The organism is Labrys sp. (in: a-proteobacteria) (assembly GCF_047605565.1).
Classification (GTDB): Bacteria; Pseudomonadota; Alphaproteobacteria; order Rhizobiales; family Labraceae; genus Labrys; species Labrys neptuniae.
Genome location: NZ_JASGFM010000085.1, coordinates 1 through 3,996, shown reverse-complemented (window position 1 = coordinate 3,996; position 3,996 = coordinate 1). Strand labels below are relative to the sequence as shown.

Here is a 3,996-nt window from a genome sequence, read left to right as displayed (position 1 = left end):
GGCTTGCCTATTTCTACAAGCATGAGAGCTGCGGCCAGTGCACGCCCTGCCGCGAAGGTACGGGCTGGATGTGGCGCGTGCTCACCCGCATGGCGGAAGGACGTGCCCAGAAGCGCGAGATCGACATGCTGCTCGACGTCACCAAGCAGGTCGAAGGGCATACGATCTGTGCTCTGGGTGACGCAGCGGCCTGGCCGATCCAGGGCCTGATCACCCATTTCCGTCATGAGATCGAAGCGCGCATCGATCAATATGCCGCCAACCCCCATTCCACCCCTGTCCTGCAGGCGGCGGAATAGCAGGCCGGCTCCCGCCGGTTGCAACTTAATAGGGCCGGGATAGCCTCCCGTTTCCGGCCTTTCAGAGCGCTGAATTTTCGCTTCGCGATGTTGATCGCGGCACGGAATTTTGCGAAGTCGAGTTTGGAAAGAGTCTGGATTGCGTCTTGCAGTCCAGGCCTGATCGTCAAGGTTATCCATGGCCAAGTTGATCGTCGACGGACAGGAAATCGAGGTCCCGGCGGAGTACACACTCCTCCAGGCCTGTGAGGTCGCGGGTGCAGAGATCCCGCGTTTTTGCTTCCACGAGCGCCTGTCGATTGCCGGCAATTGCCGCATGTGTCTGGTCGAGGTGAAGGGCGGTCCGCCCAAGCCCACGGCTTCCTGCGCCATGGCGGTACGCGACCTGCGCCCAGGCCCGAACGGCGAGCCGCCGGTGGTGCTCACCAAGAGCCCGATGGTCAAGAAGGCGCGTGAAGGGGTGATGGAGTTCCTGCTCATCAACCATCCGCTGGACTGCCCGATCTGCGACCAGGGCGGCGAGTGCGACCTGCAGGACCAGGCCATGGCCTACGGCGTCGACAAGAACCGCTATGCCGAGAACAAGCGCGCGGTCGAAGACAAATATATCGGTCCGCTGGTCAAGACGGTGATGAACCGCTGCATCCATTGCACGCGCTGCGTCCGCTTCACCACGGAAGTCGCCGGCGTCTCCGAGCTCGGCGCCATCGGCCGTGGCGAGGACATGGAGATCACCACCTATCTCGAAAAGGCGATGAGCTCCGAACTGCAGGGCAATGTCATCGACCTCTGCCCGGTCGGCGCCCTGACCTCCAAGCCCTACGAATTCCATGCCCGTCCCTGGGAGCTCTCCAAGACTGAATCCGTCGACGTGATGGATGCGGTGGGCTCAGCCATCCGCATCGATGCGCGCGGCCGGGAAGTGCTGCGCATCGTGCCGCGCACCAATGAGCTGGTGAACGAGGAGTGGATCTCCGACAAGACCCGCTTCATCTGGGACGGCCTGCGGACCCAGCGCCTCGATCGGCCTTATCTGCGTGTCGATGGCCGCCTGAAGCCGGTGAGCTGGCAGGAGGCCTTTGCCGCCATCGCGGCCAAGGTGAAGGCGGCCAAGCCCGAGCGCATCGGCGCCATCGCCGGCGATCTCGCGGCGGTGGAGGAACTGTTCGCGCTGAAGGATCTCATCGGCAAGCTCGGCTCCAAGAACCTCGACGCCCGGCAGGACGGCGCCAAGATCGATCCTGCCCTGGGCCGCGCCGGCTACCTGTTCAACCCGACCATCGCCGGCCTCGAAGAGGCGGATGCGATCCTGCTGGTCGGCACCAATCCGCGCAAGGAAGCCTCGGTGCTCAATGCCCGCATCCGCAAGCGTTGGCTGCGCGGCGCCAAGGTCGGCCTGATTGGCGAGAAGGCCGATCTGACCTACACCTATGATTATCTCGGCGCCGGACCCGATACCCTGGTCGATCTCGCCGCCGGCAAGGGCGCCTTCGCCGATCTGCTGAAGGGGGCGGCCAAGCCCGTCATCATCGTGGGTGGCGGTGTCTATGCTCGTCCGGACGGCGCAGCCCTGCTGTCGCTGGCCGCCAAGGCCGCCCAGGCCCTCAGCGTGGTCAAGGAGGGCTGGAACGGCTTCGGCGTGCTGCACAATGCGGCCTCGCGTGTCGGTGCGCTCGATGTCGGTTTCGTGCCGGGCGAGGGCGGCTTCGATGCCGCCGGCATGGCCAAGGCCGGCGCGCTCGACGTGCTCTTCCTGCTGGGCGCCGACGAGATCACCATCGAGCCGGGTGCCTTCGTGGTCTATCAGGGCAGCCATGGCGACCGCGGCGCGCATCGTGCCGACGTCATCCTGCCGGCCGCCGCCTATCCCGAGCGTTCGGGCCTGTTCGTCAACACCGAAGGCCGGGTCCAGCTCGCCAACCGCGCGGCGTTCCCGCCCGGCGAGGCACGTGAGGACTGGGCGATCCTGCGGGCCCTGTCGGAAGCCGTCGGCGCCAAGCTCGGCTATGACTCGCTCGCTGCCTTGCGCAAGGCCCTGTTTGCCGCCATTCCCCATCTCGGCCAGATCGGCCAGGTTGCCGCGGCCGATGTCGCCGGCATCTCGGCTCTGGCGAATGTCGGTGGCGACTTCGACAGGGCGGCTTTCGCGGCTGCGATCAGCGATTTCTATTTGACCAACCCCATCGCGCGCGCTTCGGCCGTGATGGCGCAGTGTTCGCAGCTCGCCTCGGGCGCGCTGCCGCTGGCGGCGGAGTAAGGACGGGCCATGACGATCTGGGAAACACTCCTGTGGAAGGTAGGCCTGCCGGCGCTGCAAAGCGTGGTTCTGCTGGTCTGCCTGCTTGTCTTCATCGCCTATTACCTGCTGGCCGACCGCAAGGTCTGGGCAGCCGTACAGCTGCGCCGCGGTCCCAACGTCGTCGGGCCGTTCGGGCTGTTCCAGTCCTTCGCCGACCTGCTCAAGTTCGTGCTCAAGGAGCCGGTGATCCCGGCGGGCGCGAACAAGGGCGTCTTCCTGCTCGCTCCCTTCGTCACCTGTGTGCTGGCGCTGGCCGGTTGGGCCGTGCTGCCGGTGGCGGCCGGCACGATGATCGCCGACATCAATGTCGGCATCCTCTATGTCTTCGCCATCTCCTCTCTTGGTGTCTACGGCACCATCATGGCGGGCTGGGCCTCGAACTCGAAATATCCCTTCCTGTCGGCCCTGCGCGCCGCGGCCCAGATGGTGTCCTATGAAGTCTCGATCGGCTTCGTCATCATCACCGTGCTGCTCTGCGCCGGCTCGCTGAACCTGACGGCCATCGTCGACGCTCAGCACAGCCGCGGTCTTGCCAGCCTGATCGGTCTGCCCTGGCTGACCTTCCTGAACTGGTACTGGCTGCCGCTCTTCCCGATGTTCATCATCTTCTTCATCTCGGCCCTGGCCGAGACGAACCGGCCGCCCTTCGATCTGGCCGAAGCCGAGTCCGAGCTCGTGGCCGGCTTCATGGTCGAATACGCCTCCACGCCCTACCTGCTATTCATGCTGGGCGAGTATGTGGCGATCATGACCATGTGCGCCCTGACCACCATCCTGTTCATGGGAGGCTGGAGCGCGCCGATCGATCTGCCGCCCTTCACCTGGATCCCGGGGTTCATCTGGTTCCTGGTCAAGGTGACCTTCGTCTTCTTCATGTTCGCGATGGTGAAGGCCTTCGTGCCGCGCTACCGCTATGACCAGCTGATGCGTCTCGGCTGGAAAGTTTTCCTGCCGCTGTCGATCGCCATGGTCGTGGTCGTCGCAGGCTTCCTCCAGATCACCGGATGGGCACCATGACCGCCGCCAATCCCAGCCGGCCGCGCGTCGGTCTCGATCAGGCCGCCAAGGCGCTGTTCCTGAAGGAATTCGTTTCGGCCTTCTTCCTGTCGATGCGCTATTTCTTCAAGCCGAAGGCAACGTTGAACTATCCCTTCGAAAAGGGCCGGCTGTCGCCGCGTTTCCGGGGCGAGCACGCCTTGCGTCGCTATCCCAACGGTGAGGAGCGTTGCATCGCCTGCAAATTGTGCGAAGCGATCTGCCCGGCCCAGGCTATCACCATCGAGGCCGGCCCGCGCGGCAATGACGGCACGCGGCGGACGACCCGCTACGACATCGACATGGTCAAGTGCATCTATTGCGGCTTCTGCCAGGAAGCCTGCCCGGTGGATGCCATCGTCG

At 64.7% G+C, this 3,996-nt stretch carries 4 protein-coding genes; all 4 read left to right on the top strand.

Annotated features, from left to right (window positions below; translation table 11 throughout):
• Window positions 1-299, top strand: a 299-nt coding sequence (locus QM672_RS32535) for an NADH-ubiquinone oxidoreductase-F iron-sulfur binding region domain-containing protein (RefSeq protein ID WP_415087380.1), incomplete at its 5' end; no start/stop codon positions are given.
• A gap of 178 nt (window positions 300-477) precedes the next feature.
• Window positions 478-2,556: an NADH-quinone oxidoreductase subunit NuoG gene (gene nuoG / locus QM672_RS32530; RefSeq protein ID WP_415087379.1), complete on the top strand. Its 2,079-nt coding sequence runs from the start codon at window positions 478-480 to the stop codon at window positions 2,554-2,556.
• A 9-nt stretch (window positions 2,557-2,565) separates the two neighbouring features.
• Window positions 2,566-3,615 carry an NADH-quinone oxidoreductase subunit NuoH gene (nuoH, locus tag QM672_RS32525; protein WP_415087378.1) on the top strand — a complete coding sequence of 350 codons (1,050 nt, stop codon included), beginning with the start codon at window positions 2,566-2,568 and terminating at the stop codon, window positions 3,613-3,615.
• Window positions 3,612-3,996: NADH-quinone oxidoreductase subunit NuoI (gene nuoI / locus QM672_RS32520; RefSeq protein ID WP_415087377.1), on the top strand; the 385-nt coding region annotated here is incomplete at its 3' end. The genes nuoH and nuoI, both read left to right, overlap by 4 nt.